A 20,038-nucleotide genomic window follows, 5' to 3' on the forward strand; every position below is an offset into this window, starting at 1 on the left:
TACCCGCCGGCCCACAGGCCCGCACCCGCCGGAACCGGCCCGGCGGCCCTCGCGCCTGCCGCCAGGGCCCTGTCGGACGACGCCGCTGCCCGGCCCGCTCGTGCGGAGCGGGCCGGGCAGCAGGGGCAACGGTCGGCCGACCGCGGCTTGGCGACGAACCGGTACGCCGGTCAGTCGTCCGTCTCGTCGTACCGGCCGTGGCCGAGGCGGCGCAGGTCGAAGGACCAGATGCCGCGGCCGAAGGTGGCGGCGTAGAGCTTGCCGTCAGGGCCGATCTTCAGCTGCTGCACCGCGGTGGTGGGCAGGTTGCGGCCGAGGGTCCGCCAGTCGGTGGTGTCCGGCGCTCGGTAGAAGGCGGCGAGGTCGGTGCCGAGGGCGAGGCCGCCGTTGGGGAGGATCTTCACCGAGGTGGCCGGGACGTCGGGCAGGTTGGCCGAGACGTCGGTCCAGGTGGTGCCGCCGTCGTGGGTCTCGAAGACATGGCCGATGCCCGCTCCGGGGCCCTCGGTCCAGGTCCGCGAGAAGCCGTTGAACGCGACCAGGACGTGCTGGGCGTCCTTCTCGTCCACCGCGAAGGAGGAGATGTAGCGGTTGGGCAGGGTGCCGTCGACGGGCAGGCTCAGCTGGTGCCAGCCGGTGCCGTCGGTCTTGCCGACCGCGATGCCACGACTGAAGCCGACGTTGTTGCACGGGCCGCACCAACCCGCGTACACGGTGCCGTCGACGGTCGCGACCGCGGTGGCGACGTGTCCGGCACCGAGGTCGTAGGCGGAGGTCCACTCGCTGCCGCTGCGGATCGCGTAGCCCTTGTGCTGGACCCAGACGTGTTGCCCGCCGGCGATCCAGGTGTTGACGTCCTTCGGGTCGCTGGTGATCGGCGCGATGAAGCGGGCCGCGCTGGTGTCCTTGTCCGGCGGGGCGACCTCGTAGGAGGTGGCCTTGCTCGGGTCCTTCGTCCAGCTGCCGTCGTTGACGGCGCAGTTCTGGGTGACCCACATGTCGAGGTAGACGTACTCCTCGGCGATGTTGCAGCCGTTGTTCGGGTCGACGAGGGTGTCGGCGCCGTCGCCGCCGAAGTTGGAGCCCATCACCTTGTCGTGGGCGCGCAGGATCGACTGTCCGTTGTCCTGCAGTCCGCCGCTGACGATGACGCCCCGGCCCGAGCGGTCCGCCGGGTCCTTGCCGATGCCGACCGAGTAGTACTGCAGGGTGTCGATGGTGCCGTCGTTGAGCGGCGTCCAGTCCTTGGCGTGGCCGTACGCGTCCAGCTGCCCGTTGGTCGGGCGCCGGTAGATGCCGCCGTCGTTGCCGACGTAGACGGTGGGCTTGCCCTGGTAGCTGCCGAAGGCGACGGCGTGCTGGTCGGAGTGGGTGGTCGGCGAGCAGTCACCGGTCTGCTTGGCCGGGTCGATGCTCCAGCACGGGAAGCCGTTGTTCCAGTAGGGCCCGACGGTGGCCCAGGTGCTGCCGCTGTCGGTGGTCTCGAAGACCTCCTCCAGGCCGGCGTAGACGTGGTCCGGGTTGGCCGGGTCGACCTGGAGGAACTGGTTGTACCAGGCCTGGATGCCGGGCTGGTAACCCGCGTCCTGCAGCGCTGAGCCGGAGTTCTTCAGCTTGTCCTTGTCCGCGATCTGGGTCCACGGCCCGAACGGCGAACCGGACTTGGACACGTAGATGCCCTTGAGGCCGGTGTCCGGGTCGCTCGCCATGACTGCCGGGGACTGGTCGATCGCGTAGTAGCGGGAGCCGTCCGCGGAGGCGGCGAAGGTCACGTTGCCGACGTTCGCCGCGTCGCTCGGCAGATCGCCGAGCGAGGCGACGCGCTGCCACGTGCCGTCCGCGGCCTTGCTGTAGAAGCCGTTGTAGGTGTCGCCGCCGCGCCAGCCCACCGCCAGGACCACCTTGGTGGGGTCCTTGGGGTCGATCGCGATGTCGTTGGCGATGTTCTTGTACGGCGCGGCCGGGTCCCCGGCCTTCGAACCACCCGGCAGGTACTCCGGGTTGGGCGCGAACTCCAGCGTCCACGGGCCCGACAGGGTGGTGGCCGAGTGGCTCCAGACACCCCGGCTGGTGGCCGCCCACACCTTGCCGCCGCCGAAGCGCAGCGCGTGGATGATGGTCGATTCGAGCTCCGCGCCACCGACCCGGTTGCCCGGCTGGAACTCCCCGTGCTTGGGGTCGGAGAGCACGTACACGCCGGTGCCGACGTACGAGGTCGCGCCGGTGTTGGACTCACCGGTGGCGTACCAGAGCCGGCCGCCGCCGTCGAGGTTCAGGGTGCCGGTGGACAGCGTGGGCAGCTTGTCGGCGATCGGCTCCCAGTGGCCGCCGCCGGTGCGGGAGCGGAACACCCCGCCGTTGGCACCGCCCGCGTAGACGTAACCGTCCTTGTCGGCCGCGACGCCGGTGATCCGGCCCGTCACCAGCCCGGAGCCGCCGCTGGAGTTGGAGTTGACGTCGCGGTAGCGCGGGTCGTCGGAGTTGTACGGCTTGTCGGTGACGTGGTCCCAGCTGCCGCCGGTGTGCGGCATCGACTGCAGTTGGGCCCAGGCCGCGCCGTAGGCACCGGGCGCGACGACACCGGGCGCGGTGCGGGCCTCGGTGTACTGCGCGGTGCCCTCGGCGGAGTTCTCCGCCTCGTCGCCGCCGTCCCCGGCCTCCGCCTCGGCCCGCGGGGTAAGGTTCGGCGCTGCGGTCGACGCACCAGTGGTGCTCCGCACCTTCTGGGCGTGCGTCTTCCCGATGTCCGCCTGGTGCCGGACCTGCCACGGTTGCGGCTCCGGGGTCACGGGCGGCGCGGCGAACGCCTGGGTGGTGGTCAGTCCGATCACGGTGAGCATGACGGCGCTCAGCAGCAGCCGTCGTCGTTGCCTGGTGGGCACGGTCGCGGTCCTCCCCTGCGGCCGGTCGCGCGGTCGTGCGACTCGGCGGAAACAGGGGGCAAGCCTGGTCGGCCGCTCCGGCCGGGGGTAGGGGTCTACGGTAAGAACCCGGTAAAAGCCTTACAGTTTCGAACAGTTGACTTTCACCGAATACCGAACGTCCGTCACGTCTGTCACTCCTGTCGCGCCCGCCCCTGCCGTCATCACCATCACGGCCGTCACGACCATGCCGGCCGTAGCAGCCGGAGGGTGCCCGCGGGAACCAGACCCGCGAGCACCCTCCGGTCACCGCCCGCGCGCCCGGCGCACCCGGCTCAGGACCACGCGCACCGAGGCGACCGGGTCGAAGGCGCCCGGGCGGTCGCGGGTCAGCGGGTAGCAGGCGAACCCGATCAGCGCCGCGCTGAGGTGGCCGATGCTGGTGTAGTCCCGGTTCTGCTGCACACCCAGGACGTAGACGGCCAGCACACCGGCCGCGTACAGGTACCGCCAGGGCCGCACGATCAGGTAGGTGAGCACCGCGACCACCCCGGCGAGCGCGTAGCTGACGCCGTAGTCGAGGGTGTAGACGGCTCGCGGCGGGGCCAGCCCGTTGTGGATCGCCCAGCCGAGCACGCCCTCGCTGAGGTAGGTCGCGCCGACGTGCGCGAGCATCGCCACCGAGATCCAGCGCAGCGTGCCGAGCCAGCGCTCGGCGGGCACGTGGAAGAGGTTGTAGAGCAGGAAGTAGGAGAACCAGCCGCCGCCCGCGATCCACAGCGCGCTGGTCACCAGGACGCGGACCGGCGAGACCTGCAGGTGGTGCAGGTTGGTGGAACGCCGCTGCAGGATGCGGTCGGCGGTCAGCGGGTCGACGTGCCGGATCACCTCGGTGGTGACCAGCAGGATCGCCAGCCACGCGTAGGTGCCCGGGGCGCGCCGGACGTAGGCCCACACCGCGCGGGCGGCGCGCGCCCACCAGGGCCGCCGGTGCGCCTCTGGGCCCCGGACGGTGCTGCCGGCCATCGGCGCCTCCTCGACAGTCCTCCCTCACCCTCCCCCCGTCCCGCCACCGCCCGCCGCTGTGGCGGCCCGTCCGGGTGACCTGCCTCCCCCCGCCCCGCCCGCTACTCCGCCACGCCCCGGCATCGGGCGGCCGCGCCCTTTGGTGGCCGTCAACCCTCCGATGACGGCGCCCGGCCGTCGCCCTCCACTGTCGTACGCTGGCGCTCCGACCCTCCCGGCCACGACCTCCTCGGCCACGCACCGGGCGTGCCGACACCGGGAACAGCAGACAAGGGCACCAGGCACGATGAGCGATCGCCTCGGGACGAGGACACCGACCGACACCGCCGCGCCCCCACGATCCGCGCCCGGAACGGCCGCCCGCCCGCGGCTCACCGCCGCGTACGTCCTGCTGCTGACCATCACCGCGTCCTGGCTCGCCAGTCAGGGCCACGCCGAGCGGGCCCGGTTCGTCCGGCACAACAGCAGCAACGTCCACCACATGGAGGTCGGAAAGTGGTGGACCCTGTTCACCAGCGGCCTGGTGGTCGACGGGGTACCGGCCTGGGCCGGCATCGCGGCGGTCGCCGTCGTGCTGGGCCTGGCCGAGTGGCGCTGGGGCCCCGCCCGGGCCGCCGCCGTCTTCGTCTTCGGGCACCTGGGCGCCACCCTGCTCACCGAGGGCGCCATGTGGGTGATGCTGAGCACCCACATCCCCGGCGCACTCTCCCGGGCCCGGGACGTGGGCATCAGCTACGGGCTGGTCGCCACCGGCGCCTGCCTGCTCGCCCTGGGCCCGGCCCCGCTGCGCCGCTACGGGCTTCCGGCGCTCGCGCTGGCCCTGGCCACCGCCTGGACGTTGAACCAGCAGCTGGCCGACGCCGGGCACCTGGTCGCGCTCGGCCTCGGCGTGCTCGCCTCCCGGACGGCCTGGGTGCGCACCCGCGCGGCCACCCTCCCCCGCTGACCCCGCATCAGCACGAACCATCACAAACACGCATGAACCATCACGGACGCGCATGGACGCGCACGGACGCGCACGTTCGGGCCGGACTCCCCCCGGGAGCCCGGCCCGTCCCGGATCCCGGCCCGTCCCGGATCCCGGCCCGTCCCGGATCCCCGCCCGTCCCGGATCCCCGCCCGTCTCGGCCTCCGCACTCCACGGCCACCCTCCGGCCCGCAGGTCCGACGCCCTCGACCGCCCCGACCACCCGACCGCTGCAGCCGCCACCGGACCAGAAGCCGTTCACCGGTCCCCAACTATCCGGCGGGTCAGCCGAGTTGACACCTTCGGCACGCGACGGAGGGCGGCCTCGGGGCTCGTCGCCGCCATCGACCCGATCGCATGCCCTTGCATTACTCTGCAAATCTATGCCAGAGTTCGGGCATCGGATCGAATACGCCGAATTCCGTTACACATCGCTGATTCAGGAGCCCGCCAGCGCGGGTCAAGGGTGCATCCATGTCGAAGGTCTTGAGCAAGCTGCCGGTCGGTGAACGGATCGGCATCGCATTCTCCGGTGGGTTGGACACCTCCGTCGCCGTCGCGTGGATGCGCGAGCACGGTGCCTTCCCCTACGCCTACACGGCCGACATCGGCCAGTACGACGAGCCGAACCTCGCCGACGTCCCGGCCCGGGGCCGCGCGTACGGCGCCGAGCAGGCCCGGCTGGTCGACTGCCGGGCCGCGCTGGTCGAGGAGGGCCTGGCCGCACTCGCCTGCGGTGCGTTCCACATCCGCTCCGCCGGCCAGACGTACTTCAACACCACCCCGCTCGGCCGCGCCGTGACCGGCACGCTGCTGGTCCGCGCCATGCAGGAGGACGAGGTCTCCATCTGGGGCGACGGATCCACCTACAAGGGCAACGACATCGAGCGGTTCTACCGCTACGGCCTGCTCGCCAACCCCAGCCTGCGGATCTACAAGCCGTGGCTGGACCAGGCGTTCGTCGACCAGCTCGGCGGCCGCAAGGAGATGTCCGAGTGGCTCGCCGAGCGCGACCTGCCGTACCGGGACTCCGCCGAGAAGGCCTACTCCACCGACGCCAACATCTGGGGCGCCACCCACGAGGCCAAGCGGCTGGAGTACCTGGACGCCTCGATGGAGATCGTCAGCCCGATCATGGGCGTGGCCTTCTGGGACCCGGAGGTGGAGATCCGGACCGAGGACATCACCGTCGAGTTCGAGTTCGGCCGCCCGGTCCGGATCAACGGCCAGGAGTTCGCCAACGCCGTCGACCTGGTCCACGAGGCCAACAGCATCGGCGGGCGCCACGGCCTGGGCATGTCGGACCAGATCGAGAACCGGATCATCGAGGCCAAGAGCCGCGGCATCTACGAGGCCCCCGGCATGGCGCTGCTGCACATCGCCTACGAGCGGCTGCTCAACGCCATCCACAACGAGGACACCCTCGCCACCTACCACACCCAGGGCCGGCGCCTCGGCCGGCTGCTCTACGAGGGTCGGTGGTTCGACCCGCAGGCGCTGATGCTCCGGGACAGCATGCAGCGCTGGATCGGCCACCCGGTCACGGGCAGTGTGACGCTGCGGCTGCGGCGGGGCCAGGACTACTCGGTCATCGACACCCAGGGCTCCAACTTCAGCTACCACCCCGAGAAGCTGTCCATGGAGCGCAGCGTCGACGCCGCGTTCGTCCCGGACGACCGCATCGGCCAGCTGACCATGCGCAACCTCGACATCGCCGACTCGCGCAGCAAGCTGGAGCAGTACGCGGTGCACGGCCAGCTGGCGCCGTGGAGCGGCCTGATCGGCGAGCTCGCTCCGGGCGGGGCCGCGCCCATCGCCGCGGGCACCGGCGACGCGGAGGAGTCCACCGCGCTCGACCACGCGGCGATCGAGTCCGGCACCGACTGACCGGCTCGCCCCGGCCGACGGAGCCGAGGCGTCCGGGGAGGCCGTCGCACCACACCGTGCGACGGCCTCCGCCGTGCCGACCATCCGACGCGCCCACGGGCCCACCCGCGGACCGGCCCGCCACCGCGCCCACGGGGCCCGGCTACCGACCCACCCGCCGACGCCACCCGCCGTGCAGGCCCGGCCCTGCCGTAGCCGAATGGCGGACGTGCGCCCGGCCACGGGAAGGCAGGCCCGGGAAGGGGTGAAGCAGTCGGTTCGATGCCAGCCTCAGCGGTGGCGGTCGCGCTCTGCCCGCTGCCGGTCATCACCGTCATCCACCTCCTGGGCACCCCGCGCGGCCGCACCAACGGCCTCGCCCTCACGGCCGGCCGGTGGTCTGCCTCGCCGCGCCGGTGTCCGTCACCCCGGTGTCCGTCACCCCGGCGACTGGCGGCGCACCGACCCACGTCCGGACCACGCCCTCTGGTCGTCCTGGCTCAAGCTCGCCCTCGGCGCGCTGCTCCTGCCGTCCACCGCACGCCCCCCGGCAGTGGCACGACCGGCCGCGCGCGGGTCACGTCACAGCGCCGCCCGCCTGGCTGCGGCCCTCGACCGCTACCCGCCCGCCAGATCCGCGGGCCTCGCCCGGCACTGGCCGTGGGCAGTCCGACCGCACCCCTCCCGTCCGTCGGAGGCACCGCCTCGATCGCCGCCACCGCCACGGTCACCGCCGCCGCCAAACCGCGACCCGCTCCGGAGCCGAGGCTGCGGCGCCGCTGGTGACGACGATCGGCTCGCTCGGCACGCGACTGCCGCTCGCGGTCCGGCTGGGCGCTCGTCCCGCCGCGCGGGCCGGGTCCTCGGCAAGTGGCGGGCCCGGACGGCTGCCCCTCAAGCCGCGGTCCTGACCACGGCCCCGGCCGTGCTCGGCGCCGGCTACCTGGGCGACGCCCGCTCGGGGCTCGTGTGACCCGGCCTCGACCGACCCACGCGATCGGCGGTTCTCCCGGGGCCGCCTCAGCGGATCCGCACCACCCCCCTGCCCCGCACGGCCCGGACACCCAGCCGCGCGGGGTCCGGCCGCGGGCGTGCCGCCACCGCCTCCCGCAGCGTCAGCAGGATTTCCCCGTCGTAGCGCTCCGACAGCACGCGGGCCAGCTCGGCCGCTCCCCCCGGCCGCACCTCCTGTGCCAGGTCCGGCAACCGGCCCGGGGCGCTGAGGTCCTGGGCCTGGGCGGCCCAGCGCGCCGCGTCCCGCCGTTCCCCTTCGGCGGTGTAGTGCACGGCCAGGCAGTGCACCGCCAGCTGGTCCCCGTACTGGGCCGCTATCCGCCACCAGAAGACGCCGTCGGCCGTGCGCCCCATCCCGTACAGCAGACAGCCGAGGGTACGGAAGGCGGTCTTCTCGGCGAGTTCGAGGTCGAGGGCCAGTTCCCCCGGCGTCACGGCGCCCGCGACACCCGCGCACAGGTGCCGCAGGTCCCGCCGGAGTTCCGCCCTGCCCCCGGCCCAGGGGGACTGCCCCGCACCCGACAGCGAACCCGCACCCGGTAGGCCGCCCGGCGCCGAACCCCAGCCCGGCCACGGCCCCGGACCGGGCCCCGCACCCGGCCCCAATCCCACGCCCGGGCTCGACCCCGACGCCGGAGCGTGCGGCGGTCGGGCCCCCGCCGCCGGACGGGCCGGACGTTCCCGCACGGTGGGGGCGGGCCGTCGGACGGCGGCGAGCCGCTCGGCCAACCGTCGGGTGAAGGCCACCGGGTCGTGATCGCCGAACTCCCGTTCCAGCTCGGCGGAGTGTGCCCGCAGCAGGTGACCGACCCTCGTCTCCCCGACGTCCGCGCGTCCACCGCTCCTGTCCCCGACGTCCCCGTATCCGTCCCTCGTGTCCCCGACGTCCCCGCATGCGCCCCGCGTGTCCCCGACCCTCGCGTCCCCGACCCGCGTGTCCCCGATCCGCACGTCCCCGACGCTCACGTCGCCACCCTCATGCGTCCACCCTCATGCATCCGCCTTCATGTCCGCGTCCTCATGCCTGCGTCCTCACGTCACGACCCCCACGTCACGGCGCTCACGGCTCCGCGCCCTCCTCGTCCGGGTGCTCCAGCAGGTACTCCAGGTGGCGGCGCCCGAGGCTGTAGTAGGTGCGGGCGGTGGTGTGCGCGATCCCGAGCGACCGGCCGATGTCGTGGTAGGACAGGCCCGCCTGGCGCAGTCGGACCACGTCGGCCTGGACCGGGGCGGCCCGCGCAAGCTCGTCCATCGCCCAGTCCAGGGCGTCCAGTTCGGCGAGTTCGTCCAGCTCGTCCTGGCTGGTGTCGGGACGGCGCTGGGCGATCACTCGCAGCCGTTTGCGTTCGGTGCGCCGGCGGTCGCGCAGGACGTCCACCACCGCGTCCTTCACGACCTTGAAGGCGAAGGCCTGCGGATCGGCGCTGGCCAGGGCGCGGCGCCAGTTCTTGTAGAGCGTGGCACCGGCGTTCTGCACCGCGTCCTGGGCGTCCTCGCGGTGACGCAGCCGCTGTTGGGCGTAGCGGAGGTAGCCGAGGCTCTCGCGGGTGAAGAAGGCCTCGAAGTCGTTCGGCAGGTCGCCGAGCGGGTCCGCCCGCAGGCCCCGCTCCTCGCCCGGCCCGGGAGTGTTCACGCACGCCCCCCTTTTCGTGGGTCAGCTGGCCGGCTCACCGGGTGGCGCGCCGACGGCCCTTTGGGGGCTCGTCGTGTAACCGTCCGGGAGGCCGGGGATGTTGACCGGATCGGGCGGACAATTGGCGAACGTTTCCGTTCACTTTCGAACAACCCCACTGACCTGCCGATTCGAGCCCGCCGACCCCACCGGAACACCCACCGAGTGACCCAGATCACACTGCCCGCGACGCCGGCTTGACAAGCCCTCCGCACCACCACGCAGCCACGCCCGACCCGCGCCGTCGACACCGCAGCCCGGCCGCTTCACCGACAGCCCGACCGCGGCCAGGCAGTCACCCGCGCACGCACGGGGGTGCCGCGCCGCGACGCCGGAGGCCACACCGCCTCGGCGAAACCGGCGGCCACCGCCCGGGCCGGGACCTACGGGGCGGGCTCCACCGCCGCCGAGTCCAGCGCGGCGGTGACCCGCTCCAGCAGCCCGCGCAGCTCCGCGAGGTCCTGGACCGGCAGCCCGGTCGCGGCGAGCAGCCGCCGCGGGACCTGTCCGGCCCGCTCGCGCAGCGCCGTCCCCTCGGCGGTGAGCGCGACGGTGACCGACCGCTCGTCCTGCGGGCTACGTTCACGACGGACCAGTCCGGCCGCCTCCAGCCGCTTGAGCAGGGGGGAGAGTGTGCCGGAGTCGAGCCGCAGGCGTTCGCCGATCCGCTTGACGGGCAGTTCGCCGTCCTCCCAGAGCACCAGCATGACCAGGTACTGCGGGTAGGTCAGCCCGAGGTCCCGAAGGAGCACCCGGTAGACGCCGCCGAAGGCGCGGGAGGCCGCGTTGAGCGAGAAGCAGATCTGCTGGTCGAGGCGGAGCAGTTCCTCGTCCGCCATGCCGGGAAGCGTGGTCATGGACCCATCGTACCGATGACGCGCACGCCATTGAGTTGTGCGCAATTGAATTGCGTGCTCTACTTGTGGCACGGCAGGGCACGGACGGACCGCAAGAACGACGGCGGCCCCCGGCCCGTCCGCCACCGAGCACACGAAGCACCACGAAGGGGACCGACCATGGACGCGCTCTACACCGCAGCCGCCACCGCCAACGGCCGGGAGGGCCGCGCCGTCAGCTCCGACGGCCAGCTGGACCTCGCGCTGGCGATGCCGCCGGCGCTCGGCGGCAACGGCCAGGGCACCAACCCCGAGCAGCTGTTCGCGGCCGGCTACGCCGCCTGCTTCGCCAGTGCGCTCGGCCTGGTCGGCCGGCAGGCCCGGGTGGACACCAGCGAGGTCTCGGTGACCGCCGAGGTGTCCATCGGCAAGGACGGCGCCGGCTTCGGCCTCGCCGTCGTGCTGCGCGTCGAGCTGCCCGACACTCTCGCGGGCGAGACCGGCGAGCTGCTGGTCAAGCAGGCGCACGAGGTCTGCCCGTACTCCCGCGCCACCCGGGGCAACATCCCGGTCGAGCTGGTCGTCGAGTAACCGGTCCGCCGACCGGCCGGGCAACCGGCCGGGCAACCGGCCGGGCAACCGACGCCCTCGGGACGAAATTCGGCCCCGGGGCTCCGCAGACGCACCGGGCCCGCCGCACTGGACGTGCGGCGGGCCCGTCCCGCACCATGCTCCGGGCTCCTACTCCCCCGTACCGGGGCCGCCGGGGCCGGGCGAACCGCCGGCGGGAGCACCACTCCCCGGGGCACCACCCACAGGGCCACCGCCACCCGGCCCGTTCGCCGAGCGCAGCGTCTCCAGTCTGTGCCGGTACTCCTCGGCGTCGATCTCGCCCCGGGCGAACCGCTCCGCGAGCACCTGCTCCGGGGCCGGGCCGGTCGCCCAGCCGCTCGGGCCGCCCGCGCCGTGCCCGCCGCCACCGGAGACGCCCGGTGCCGCAGTCGCCGGCGGGACCGGCTGCCGCGAGCGCGAAACGTAGCGGAACAGAGCGATGGCAGCGAGCACCAGGAGCGCCAGGACCAGCAGCGTCCCGATCACCATCAACCCGATGCCCCAGCCGCCCATGCCGTGGCCGTGCCCGTACCCATGCCAGTGCCTCATCAGGACCTCCTCCTCCGGCCCCGTCCGGGCCCGCCGAGGTGATCAGCGCCTTACCACCATCGTGCGCCCGGCACCGGTGAAAGTGCTGTGAAGAAAGCCTGAGAAAACGTTTCGGCGGCCGGGCCCGAAGTCCACGGGGTAGCGTGCCGCTCGTGAACCGGCACGCACGCACGACCCACCACCCGCCCCACGACGGCCGCTCCCCCGAGCAGCTCGTCGCCGCCGGGGTGCTGCGGCGCCACGCCGACCCCAGCCCCCACCCGACCCTCGGCCACTCCCCGATCGCCTACGTCGACACCGCGCTCTGGGCCGAACTCACCGCCCTCGCCATCGCGCCGACCGCCGCCGAGGCCACCGCGACGGCCCTGCTGCACGCACTCGCCGACCACGCCGTGGACGCGGCGCTCGCGCCGGGCAACGAGCGCGCCCCGCACGACGACCTGTACGTGACCGACCCCGCCCACATCGGCCCGGACCGCCGCACGGTCTGGTTCCAGCGCTCCGGCCCGCACGGCCCGATCACCGCCGCCTTCGCACCCTGAACCGTGGGCCGCACCGGCCGCACCGGCCGCACCGAGGCCTGGCCCGCCGGGCCAGGCGGGGCGTACCGGCCGCGACCGCCGAACCCCGGCCCCGAACGGCCTGGACCCAACCCCGATCCCGGCCCGCCCCGGCCCGGCCCGCCCCCGGACCGGGACCCCCTCAGCCCCGGTTCAGCGCTCCACCTGCAGGCTGTGGCAGACCCAGCTGAGCCGGTCCGGCCCGCCGCTCGCCGGCCGGTCGTGGTACGTCCCGTCCGCCACCGACAGGTTGACGATCAGGTAGGCGTGCCAGCCGGCACCCACCCCGTGCAGGTCCGCGTAGACCAGTTCGTCCTCGACGTACCAGTCCACCGAGTTCGCACCGAGCACCACCCGCAGGCCGAAGGTCGCCCCGGGGCCGATCCCCGCGCCGCCGCCGTGCCAGTACCGGAAGCCGCCCCGGACGTGGTTGGAGATCTCCAGCAGGTCGGGGTTGTCGGGGTGGTACTCGAAGACGTCGACCTCGTTGCCGCCGTCCCGCCAGGTCCAGATCGCCGGCCAGGCCCCCAGCTGCACGGGCAGCGTCACGCGCGCCGACAGCACGTCCCCGGCGCGGACCTGGAAGCCGTCCGGACTGCCCTCGGTGGTCAGCAGGTTGCAGTTCCACAGGCCACCGGTGTGCCGCCGGGTGGCGGTGAACACCCCGCCGGGACAGTAGCCGCGGACGAGGTAGTCGAGTTTGTGGTCGCTCCGGTTGGTCGGCCCCATCCGGGGATAGGCGCTGCTGCGCCCGGTGGTCCACTGCCTGGTCGAAGTGAAGTCCGCGTCGAACACGACTGTCACGGCCGCCTCCCCGGTGCCCGGGTGCCCCGGCAGTCCGATCGGCCGGGCACACAGAGTGAGTTACCCGGTACGGTCCGCTGTATGCGAAGCGGACAGCCCGGGTCCGAGACGGACCGGCAGCCACCGGCTCCACCTGCCGGACCGCTGCAGCCCGACCGGCCGGACCCACCCGGCGAGCCCGATCAGCCCGATCGACGCCACCGGCCGGACCCGTCCGACCAACCGGATCAGCCCGATCAGCCCCGCGCGGCCCCGGCCGGCTCGGCCCGTCAGCCGACCGTCGCCGCGCCCCCGGCACCGAGCCGGTCGGTCACGGAGACCACGCCGTCCACCGAGCGGCACAGGTTGAGCACGATCGGCACCAGATGCGGCTCGGGCACGGTGCCGCTGAGCACCACCCGGCCCTGGCTGACCTCCACCCCGATCTCCGCCGGGCTGACGCCCTCGATCCGGCCGAGCACCTCCTCGACGATCTCCCGCCGGATCACCGTGTCCTCGCGCAGGAACACCCGCAGCAGGTCGCCCCGGCTGACCATGCCGACGACCCGCCCTTCCTCGTCCAGCACCGGCAGCCGTTTCAGCCCGTGCCGGCTCATCGTGCGGGCCGCCGCGACCACGCTCACCCCTGGTGTGGTGCAGACGGGCTGGGCCGTCATCAGGTCGGCGGCAGTGACCTCGCCGTCCGGGCCCACCTGCGCCGACTCGGGGGCCGGCAGCAGGCTGCCCGGGTCGTCCTGCGCGGCCAGGGTGCGCAGCAGGTCGGCCTCCGAGACGACGCCGAGCGGCCGCCCTTCCGGGTCCACCACCGGTACCCCGGTGATGTCGTACTCGCTCAGCAGCGTCACGATCTCCCGGAACCCGGTCTCGGGCGAGACCAGGACCACGGGGCTGGTCATCACGGATTCGACGGTGGCATGCCGCACGCCGGTTCACCTCGTCCAACGGTGCTGGTCTGACCGGGCGCGGATCGTCCCGGCCGGTTACCGGCAGCATGGCGTGTGGCGGCGCGGACCGCCAGGGGCCAAGGGGCCGAACGGGTGGGACCTTGGGCCTCGCACCTCGAACACGGACCCGACACGGACCGACGTGGCCCGGCGTGGCCCGACGTGGCCCGACACGGACCCGTTCGCCGGTCACGGGCCCACCCGTCCGGGGCCCGCACAAGGGCCTCACCCGTCCGGGGCCCCTCCCCTCAGGGGTCAGTCGTGCGAAACCGCCCCGCAGCCGACGGCGAGTGGTCGCGGATGGCCATGGCTGTTCCGACGCGTGGGGTCGGGGCCTCGGCCGGCGGGCGGCTCGCCCACAGACGCGGGGTGTCCGGCCCGGCGTGGGCCCGGGCGTCGAGCAGGGTGCGGTTGAAGCCGCTCGACCGTACCGTCGGTCCGCGGCCGGTCGGGCCGGGTCCGTTCGCGTGCGACGCCGTCGACTGCGATGACGCCGCGCCAGGAGTGCGATCGGTGGCCGGCCCCGTTGTCGCTCCGCACCCGTTGGACGACGACGGCCCGGGCGGGGAACGCGCTTGCCCGGGCCGGAACGCGGCGGCCCGTTCGGCGGCGGAGGGCGTGGTGGCCACCGCCGGCGGGGACGTCGCCGAGCTTCCTGATGGTCCACATGGACCAGGTCGCCCGGCACGGCGTGTTCGCCGCGCCGCACCGGGCAGCCGGTGGCGCGGGTCGAACGAGGCGGCAACGGCGCGGTCCCCGGCCGTCGGCGGACCGCTGCCAGGGCCATCGGGCGCCCGGACCGGGCCGGGCGCCCGTCGAGCCCGACGGGCGCCCGTCACCGCCGGTCAGTGCCCGTCACGGGGGCGCCGCTCCCCGGACGTTCCTCCAGCGGTGGCCCGCGGGTGGAGCGCCGCGCCCCCTTCAGCCGCCCTTCGCTCCCCCCGGACGGCGCAACCATCACATGATCGACTCGTTGGACCGTCCACCACAACAGCACGCACGACCGCACGCACGACCGCACGCACAACCGCACACGCGACCGAACGACCGTCCACCACGACCGCGCGAACGACCGCACACACACCAACGCCACGACAGCACCAAGGCTCCCGGGAGGCCCCTTTGCCAGCACGGACGGTGGGCGCGACACCGCCGCACCAGGGGGTCGCGGCGCGCCCGGTCGCGCAGGCCGAGGCCGCGCTGGTGCGCCACTACCGCAGGCTGGTCCGGCTCGCCTACCTGGCCCTGCCGGCCGACCGGGACCGGCACAGCCGGGTGCTCGCCGCCCACAACGCCGTCCAGCGCGCCCTGCCCTTCCGCTGGACCCGCCGTACCGAACCGGACGTCACCGAGGCGGACCCGGTGTACGCCGCGCTGCGCCTGCGGGTCCTGCGCGCCGCGCTCCGCCCGCGCCCGGCGGCCCGCCTGACGGCGCCCCGGGTGTGGGGGTTGCGGCTGTTCACCCCGCACGGCGGCGAGGAGGACGCGGGCCTCGACCGCGTGCTCGCCACGCTGGACGCCCCGGCCCGGGCCGCCTTCGCGTTGCGGACGGTCGACGAACTGGGCCCGCAGCAGGCCGCCGAGGTACTGCGGCGGGCCGGAGTGGCGGCGCCGGACGAAACGGTCGCCGCGGCGGCAGCGGTCCCATCGGCTCCGGACCCGACGGGACCCGCCTTCGACCCGTGCGCGGTCCGGGTGCAGCCGACGGACCTGCTGCGCCGCCGCCGGACGCTGACGGCCACGCTCGCGGTCGGCGTGCTCGGGTTCTCCACCACGGCCGCCGTACTGGGGGGTTCCGGCCCCGGGGCGACCGCCGGTGCGGTGTCCGCGTCCGCGCCGGGCCCCGGCGACCCGGCCCGGCTGGTCCGGGTGGCGCCCGACGCGTGGCAGCACACCACGCGGGTCGACTTCTCCGCCTGGCCCGCCCGGGGCGACCGCCGCGAGGACGGCGCACTGCTCGGCCGGGCCGTGACCGCCTGATCGCGGCCCGGCCCGCAGACCCGTGCCGAACCGGGTACCGACATCGCCCCGCCGGTCGAGACGCCGCAGCTGTTGTTCGCCGGGACGGTGGACGGCACCGGCGTGGTGGTGCTGTACGACGGCCGGCGGGTCGCCCGCTACACCGACGGTCACCCCACCGATGGTCACCCCACCGACGGTCACCCCACCGACGGCGGTGACGCCGGGCTGGACCTCGCCCGGGCCGACGACTCGGACGTGACCACGGCGGGCGCGGTGGCTCTGCGCCGCCGGGGCACGGCCGTCCGCTACCTGCCGGCACCCTGGGTGGACTCCGCCGAGACCCGCCGGATCGACCGACCCGACGCACCGGCCCGCCCGTTGGAGCACCCCGACGGGATCACCGCGTCGGCACCCGCCGGCGGACTCGCCGACTGCCGGGGCTCCACCGTGCTCCAGCTGCGCTCCTCGCCCGTGGTCGCCGAGAAGCACGCCTTCCTGCTGGCCGACCTGGGCGGCCTCGTCCCCGCGCACCTCACCTACACCCCACCGCCGGACCGCGGCCAGTCCCCGCAGCCGGCCCGGGAGCCGCGCGAGGCGACGGCTCAGGAAGCGCTGCAGGCGTGGGCCCGGGCGGGCTGTGCCGTCCCGGACGGGAAGCCGGGCGTCAAGCAGCTCAACCTGTGGGCCTTCGCCGTCCAGCCGTTGCCGCAGAACGCGGGCTCGGCCGCCTGGGTCTGTCTGCGCGTCGACCGCTGGAACGGCGAGGGCAGCGCGGCCACCGCCGTCGTCCTGCCCGCGGGCCGCGGCCCGCAGCGCACCGGGGGCGGCCCGGGCCGGGCGTGCAGCCGGTTCGAGCAGGACACGGCGGCCTGGACGTGGTGGCGTTCGCCGCAGAGCACGGAGTTCCTGCTGGCGGCGGGCAGTCGCCGCGTCACCCGGCTCACCGTCAAGGGGCCGGACTGGTCCACCGACCGGCCCGCACCGGACCGGACGCTCGCCGTCGAGCGCCCCGCGCGCTCGGCCGTCCAGGTGGAGGCGCTCCTGGACAACGGCGCCAGGATCACCCCGCCGCACTGAACCCGCCCCTGCCGCAGCGACCGCCCGGCCCGTGCACACCCCGCCACCCGCTCGCCCCACTCCGCCCCGCTCGACCCACGCATCGCGCTCACCCTGCCGAACCTGCCCGCCCCACCGAGTCCGCCCACCTCACCGAGTCCGCTCACCCCACTGAACCCGCTCACCCCGCTGCACCCGATCGACCCGCTGAACCCGATCGACCCGCAGGGCCGGCCGCACCCGACCACTCCGCCTCGTAGTCCGGCAGTTCGACGCTGCTGACCTGCTTCCCGAGTTCCAGCATCTTCTCCAGCGCCCACCGACGGTTCAGCACCGCGTTGCGGAACCGCAGCCCGGTCGTGGTGCGCGGTGCCAGGAACGGTCCGGTGCGGTCGCCGCCCTTCTGGCAGCCCTGCGCGTAGCCGCGCAGCAGCTTCTCGTAGCGCTCGAAGGCGGTGCGGTGGTCGCCGCGCGCCCGGACCAGCTCGCCCGCCAGGACGTACGCGGCGACCACGGCCGTGCCGGTGCCCATGCCGCCGATGGTCGCACCGCAGGCGGCGTCGCCGATCAGGGCGATCCGGCCGCTCGACCAGGCGGGCACGTCGGCCCGGCTGATCGAGTCGAAGTACACCTCGGGGGCGGCGTCCAGGCGCTCCAGCAGGTACGGCACCCGCCAGCCGAGGCCCGCGAAGGCGGCCCGGACGAGTGCCTTGTGCTGTGCCGGGTCGTGGCGGTCGTAGCGCAGTTCGGGCGAGGCGAACAGGCAGAAGGCGCCCGCCCGGCTCGGGTCGCGGTGGGCGGCGCCGACGGACATCAGTCGGCCGGGGACGTTCAGGCCCACGGATCCGACGGGCAGCCCGGATTCGTTCGGCAGCTGCCAGGTGGCCGCGTAGTAGCCGAGGTGGCGGACGTAGCGCTCCTCCGGGCCGAAGGCGAGCCGTCGGACGGTGGAGTGCAGCCCGTCGGCGCCGATCACCAGGTCGAACTCGCGGGGCGCGCCGTGCCGGAAGGCGACCCGGACCCCGCTCGGCGTCTCCTCCAGCGCGGTGATCGAGTCTCCGAAGACGTACTCGGCGCGGGCACTGCTGTGCCGGTGCAGCAGCCGGGAGAGTTCCCCGCGCGGGATTTCGAGGTCGCCGCCCGCGAACTCGGCGGGCAGGTGCAGCAGTCGGCGCCCGTCGGTGTCCACGAAGGTCATCGGGCTGCCGCCGGTGCCGAGTGCCCGCAGTTCGTCGAGCACGCCCATCCGTTCCAGCACGGTCAGGTGGGTGCGGCCGCGGAAGTCGACGTCCTGGCCGCCGTCGCGCAGCGCGGGAGCCAGCTCGACGACGGTGACCTCGAAGCCGTACCGGACCAGCCAGTGGGCGAGTGCGGGGCCGGCGATGCTCGCGCCCGAGATCAGGATCCTGGTGTTCACGGGAACCACTCCGTCCGGAGATCAGAAACTGTGTCCGACAGACACTGTTTGTTGCTGTGTACGGTAGACACAGTTGAGGTGGATGGGCAACCCCCGAGGCCGAACGGGCGGAACACCCGCCCCGGGCCCGGAAAGGCCCGGGACGGAGCCGTGCCCGGACCGGTACGGAGCACCCCGGCACGGAACACCCCAGGACGGGAGCGGACGATGAGCGGAACGGCGAACGAGACGGCGGACGACACGGTGAACGACACGGTGCGGCTGCTCTGGGGCCCGCCGGCCAAGCCCACCCGGGGGCCGAAGCCGGCCCTCACCCCGGAGCGCATCGCGGCGGCGGGCGTCGAGGTCGCCGACGCGGAGGGCCTGGGGGCGGTGTCGATGCAGAAGGTGGCCGGCCTGCTCGACTTCACCAAGATGTCGCTCTACCGCTACGTCCCCGGGAAGGCCGAACTGGTCGCCCTCATGGTCGAATCGGCCGTCGGCGAGCCCGGGGCACCTGCGGACGCGGCCGACTGGCGAGAGCGACTCACCGCCTGGGCCGCCCAGTTGACCGATTCGTTCGCCCGGCACCCGTGGCTGCTGGACGCCACCGTCGGCCCCCGGGTGATGGGCCCGAAGGAACTCATGTGGCTGGAGCGGGTGGTGGCCGCGCTCGACGGCCACGGCCTGACCGGGCCCGAGCGGATGGACGCCGCCGTCCTGCTCGCCGGGCACGTGCGCGGGATCGCCGAACAGTCCCGCACCGCCGGCCCCGCCGGCTCCCCCGAGGCCGAACTCCTCGCCGTCCTCGGCACGGTGGTGCGGCAGCACGCCGAGCGCTACCCCGCCGTCGCGGCCGCCATGGCCGAGCCGGGCGGACGCGACCAGGCCCTCGACTTCGGCCTGGAACGCATCCTGGACGGCCTGGCCGCCCTGATCGAGCGCCGCACCGGGCAGGCCTGACCACACACGGCCGGCCCGATCGCCCACCACAGCCCCGACCACGCCGACCGTCCCCGGCCGGGCGCCCGGAAAATCCCTCGGACCGCGCCCGGCCACCCACTACCATCGCGCCCCATGGCGATGTTCGTGCACCTCACCTCCGCGGCCAACGCACCGCGCATCCGCCGCGCCGGGATCCGGGCGGACAGCCGGGGCCAGGACGGCGCGCGCGGGCTGTACTGCTTCCCCGTGCTGCCCTCCTACACGCTGACCCACCAGTGGCTGCGCGAGTTGGCCCGGTTCGGGCCCAAGGGCTCGCTGGCCGCGGTGCACGTCCGGCTGGACGACGCGCAGGAGGTCCTGGCCGGGCACTACCGCGACCGGGCCAGGAGCGCACAACAGTCGGTGTCCGCGGCGGAGGCGGTCCGGCGGATCGGCGCACTGGCCGACCCGCGCGGCTGGGAGGTCTTCCTGCCGCGCGCGGTGGGCGCCCGCGAAGTGCACCGGATCCGCGCCGTGCCGCAGGTCGCCGGCTGGCGCTACCTGCCGAACGCCCACGGCACCCGGCCGTGCACCTGCTTCGGCTGCCGGATCCGCGGCGAGTACGGCGGCCGCCGGCTGCGCGAGCGCCACCCGCACCCGCTGGACGGACCGCCGCCGCCGGTGCCCGTACTGCTGGCCCGGATCGGGGCGGCCGGCGATCCCGGCGACCCGGCCGAACTGCGGGCCGCCCTGCACTGGTTCGGGATGCGCCGCCGGGGCCCGGTGGACGCCCTGACCCGCCTGGCCGGCCACCCCGATCCCGGCGTGCGCGAGGAACTGGTCTGGGCCGTCGGTTCCTGGTCCACCCCGGGCACCGCCGAACTGCTGGACGGCCTGGCGGGGGATGCGCCCCCGGCTGTGGGCGAGGCGGGCGAAGGCGGGGGGGGCCGCGGTCGGCGGTGCTGGTCCGCCGACCGCGGGGCGGGGCC

Annotated in this window: 17 protein-coding genes; 8 read left to right on the top strand and 9 right to left on the bottom strand. The window is 74.3% G+C overall.

Annotation, left to right across the window (positions count from 1 at the left end; all coding sequences use genetic code 11):
• Window positions 1-170: 170 nt before the first annotated feature.
• Complete coding sequence (locus ACFV04_RS27915) at window positions 171-2,840, bottom strand: glycosyl hydrolase (protein WP_380533345.1); 2,670 nt, start codon at window positions 2,838-2,840, stop codon at window positions 171-173.
• Between the two features lie 327 nt (window positions 2,841-3,167).
• Entirely contained in the window at window positions 3,168-3,887 is a 720-nt protein-coding gene (locus ACFV04_RS27920; protein ID WP_380533324.1) for a rhomboid-like protein, read from the bottom strand.
• A gap of 286 nt (window positions 3,888-4,173) precedes the next feature.
• Between ACFV04_RS27920 and ACFV04_RS27925 the strand changes: the two genes are divergently transcribed.
• The gene (locus tag ACFV04_RS27925; protein ID WP_380533326.1) at window positions 4,174-4,833 is read left to right on the top strand and encodes a rhomboid-like protein; all 660 of its coding nucleotides are present in this window, start codon (window positions 4,174-4,176) and stop codon (window positions 4,831-4,833) included.
• Between the two features lie 495 nt (window positions 4,834-5,328).
• The gene (gene argG, locus ACFV04_RS27930; protein WP_360257360.1) at window positions 5,329-6,741 is read left to right on the top strand and encodes an argininosuccinate synthase; all 1,413 of its coding nucleotides are present in this window, start codon (window positions 5,329-5,331) and stop codon (window positions 6,739-6,741) included.
• 999 nt (window positions 6,742-7,740) lie between these two features.
• Here the strand turns inward: argG and ACFV04_RS27935 are convergent.
• The 3 genes from ACFV04_RS27935 to ACFV04_RS27945 form a co-directional block, all read right to left on the bottom strand.
• Window positions 7,741-8,169 carry a hypothetical protein gene (locus ACFV04_RS27935; protein ID WP_380533328.1) on the bottom strand — a complete coding sequence of 143 codons (429 nt, stop codon included), beginning with the start codon at window positions 8,167-8,169 and terminating at the stop codon, window positions 7,741-7,743.
• A gap of 625 nt (window positions 8,170-8,794) precedes the next feature.
• The gene (locus tag ACFV04_RS27940; RefSeq protein ID WP_380533330.1) at window positions 8,795-9,367 is read right to left on the bottom strand and encodes an RNA polymerase sigma factor; all 573 of its coding nucleotides are present in this window, start codon (window positions 9,365-9,367) and stop codon (window positions 8,795-8,797) included.
• A gap of 422 nt (window positions 9,368-9,789) precedes the next feature.
• Window positions 9,790-10,263 (bottom strand): MarR family winged helix-turn-helix transcriptional regulator, encoded by a 474-nt coding sequence (locus ACFV04_RS27945; protein WP_380339596.1) that lies wholly within the window; start codon window positions 10,261-10,263, stop codon window positions 9,790-9,792.
• A 159-nt stretch (window positions 10,264-10,422) separates the two neighbouring features.
• Between ACFV04_RS27945 and ACFV04_RS27950 the strand changes: the two genes are divergently transcribed.
• The gene (locus tag ACFV04_RS27950) at window positions 10,423-10,833 is read left to right on the top strand and encodes an organic hydroperoxide resistance protein (RefSeq protein ID WP_380339593.1); all 411 of its coding nucleotides are present in this window, start codon (window positions 10,423-10,425) and stop codon (window positions 10,831-10,833) included.
• A gap of 150 nt (window positions 10,834-10,983) precedes the next feature.
• Here the strand turns inward: ACFV04_RS27950 and ACFV04_RS27955 are convergent, their stop codons facing one another.
• Complete coding sequence (locus ACFV04_RS27955; RefSeq protein WP_380339590.1) at window positions 10,984-11,403, bottom strand: SHOCT domain-containing protein; 420 nt, start codon at window positions 11,401-11,403, stop codon at window positions 10,984-10,986.
• A gap of 152 nt (window positions 11,404-11,555) precedes the next feature.
• On the opposite strand from ACFV04_RS27955, the gene ACFV04_RS27960 reads away from it, so the two are divergent.
• Window positions 11,556-11,945, top strand: coding sequence for a hypothetical protein (locus ACFV04_RS27960; protein WP_380339588.1), 390 nt, complete (start codon window positions 11,556-11,558; stop codon window positions 11,943-11,945).
• Window positions 11,946-12,116: 171 nt separating this feature from the next.
• On the opposite strand, the gene ACFV04_RS27965 is transcribed toward ACFV04_RS27960, so the two are convergent.
• Window positions 12,117-12,767, bottom strand: coding sequence for a beta-glucanase (locus ACFV04_RS27965; protein WP_380339585.1), 651 nt, complete (start codon window positions 12,765-12,767; stop codon window positions 12,117-12,119).
• Window positions 12,768-13,036: 269 nt separating this feature from the next.
• Window positions 13,037-13,663: a CBS domain-containing protein gene (locus tag ACFV04_RS27970; RefSeq protein WP_360257382.1), complete on the bottom strand. Its 627-nt coding sequence runs from the start codon at window positions 13,661-13,663 to the stop codon at window positions 13,037-13,039.
• A 1,170-nt stretch (window positions 13,664-14,833) separates the two neighbouring features.
• Here ACFV04_RS27970 and ACFV04_RS27975 point away from each other — a divergent pair.
• Together ACFV04_RS27975 and ACFV04_RS27980 are read left to right on the top strand one after the other, a co-directional pair.
• Window positions 14,834-15,691, top strand: coding sequence for a hypothetical protein (locus tag ACFV04_RS27975; RefSeq protein ID WP_380533333.1), 858 nt, complete (start codon window positions 14,834-14,836; stop codon window positions 15,689-15,691).
• A gap of 72 nt (window positions 15,692-15,763) precedes the next feature.
• The gene (locus tag ACFV04_RS27980) at window positions 15,764-16,750 is read left to right on the top strand and encodes a hypothetical protein (RefSeq protein WP_380533335.1); all 987 of its coding nucleotides are present in this window, start codon (window positions 15,764-15,766) and stop codon (window positions 16,748-16,750) included.
• A gap of 160 nt (window positions 16,751-16,910) precedes the next feature.
• Here the strand turns inward: ACFV04_RS27980 and ACFV04_RS27985 are convergent, their stop codons facing one another.
• Window positions 16,911-18,146 (bottom strand): FAD-dependent monooxygenase, encoded by a 1,236-nt coding sequence (locus ACFV04_RS27985; protein WP_380533337.1) that lies wholly within the window; start codon window positions 18,144-18,146, stop codon window positions 16,911-16,913.
• Between the two features lie 207 nt (window positions 18,147-18,353).
• On the opposite strand from ACFV04_RS27985, the gene ACFV04_RS27990 reads away from it, so the two are divergent.
• Together ACFV04_RS27990 and ACFV04_RS27995 are read left to right on the top strand one after the other, a co-directional pair.
• Window positions 18,354-19,088, top strand: a complete 735-nt coding sequence (locus ACFV04_RS27990) for a TetR/AcrR family transcriptional regulator (protein WP_380533339.1) — start codon at window positions 18,354-18,356, stop codon at window positions 19,086-19,088.
• Window positions 19,089-19,202: 114 nt separating this feature from the next.
• A partial coding sequence (locus tag ACFV04_RS27995; protein WP_380533341.1) for a HEAT repeat domain-containing protein occupies window positions 19,203-20,038 on the top strand: 836 nt, incomplete at its 3' end.

This window comes from Kitasatospora sp. NPDC059599, from assembly GCF_042735125.1.
Classification (GTDB): domain Bacteria; phylum Actinomycetota; class Actinomycetes; order Streptomycetales; family Streptomycetaceae; genus Kitasatospora.

Excerpts from the sequence above, each read along its gene's own strand:
- ACFV04_RS27945 (WP_380339596.1), bottom strand. The coding sequence starts at position 10,263 with ATGACCACGCTTCCCGGCATGGCGGACGAGGAACTGCTCCGCCTCGAC.
- ACFV04_RS27915 (WP_380533345.1), bottom strand. The coding sequence starts at position 2,840 with ATGCTCACCGTGATCGGACTGACCACCACCCAGGCGTTCGCCGCGCCG.
- ACFV04_RS27920 (WP_380533324.1), bottom strand. The coding sequence starts at position 3,887 with ATGGCCGGCAGCACCGTCCGGGGCCCAGAGGCGCACCGGCGGCCCTGG.
- ACFV04_RS27970 (WP_360257382.1), bottom strand. The coding sequence starts at position 13,663 with ATGACCAGCCCCGTGGTCCTGGTCTCGCCCGAGACCGGGTTCCGGGAG.
- ACFV04_RS27950 (WP_380339593.1), top strand. The coding sequence starts at position 10,423 with ATGGACGCGCTCTACACCGCAGCCGCCACCGCCAACGGCCGGGAGGGC.
- ACFV04_RS27955 (WP_380339590.1), bottom strand. The coding sequence starts at position 11,403 with ATGAGGCACTGGCATGGGTACGGGCACGGCCACGGCATGGGCGGCTGG.
- ACFV04_RS27925 (WP_380533326.1), top strand. The coding sequence starts at position 4,174 with ATGAGCGATCGCCTCGGGACGAGGACACCGACCGACACCGCCGCGCCC.
- argG (WP_360257360.1), top strand. The coding sequence starts at position 5,329 with ATGTCGAAGGTCTTGAGCAAGCTGCCGGTCGGTGAACGGATCGGCATC.
- ACFV04_RS27990 (WP_380533339.1), top strand. The coding sequence starts at position 18,354 with ATGAGCGGAACGGCGAACGAGACGGCGGACGACACGGTGAACGACACG.